A 576-nucleotide genomic window follows, 5' to 3' on the forward strand; every position below is an offset into this window, starting at 1 on the left:
ATCGTGATCCGGCGCGGCCGTTGTTGTTGGGGTCGGTGAAGTCGAACATTGGTCACACGCAGGCGGCTGCGGGTGTGGCGGGTGTGATCAAGATGGTGCAGGCGATGCGGCACGGGATGCTGCCGCAGACCCTGCACGTCGACGCTCCGTCCTCACACGTCGACTGGTCTGCCGGAGCAGTCGAGCTGCTGACGGCGCCGCGTGAGTGGCCGGCGGGTTCTGGTCCGCGACGTGCGGGTGTGTCGGCGTTCGGGATCAGCGGTACCAACGTCCACCTCATCCTCGAACAGCCCGTGCAGGAGGAGGTGGAGTCCGTTGCGGAGGTGGGGCCGGAGTCTGCGGGTGCGGTGGCGTGGGTGGTGTCGGCGCGGTCTGATGCGGCGTTGGTGGCGCAGGCGGGTCGGTTGGCGGAGTTCGTCGACGCTCGCCCTGAGGTCTCGGTCGGGGATGTGGCGTTGTCGTTGGCGGTGACGCGGACGACGGGGTTCGCGCACCGGCTTGCGGTGGTCGGCCGGGACCGTGGTCAGCTGTTGGAGGGCTTGTCTGCTGCCGTGTCGGGGCGGGAGTCGGCCGGGA

General features: G+C 69.4%; 1 protein-coding gene. It reads left to right on the forward strand.

Annotated features, from left to right (window positions below; genetic code table 11):
- Positions 1 to 576: ketoacyl-synthetase C-terminal extension domain-containing protein (locus tag AC3ERT_RS36650; protein ID WP_435179523.1), on the forward strand; the 576-nt coding region annotated here is incomplete at both ends.

The sequence above is a fragment of the Actinacidiphila sp. bgisy145 genome (assembly GCF_057708125.1).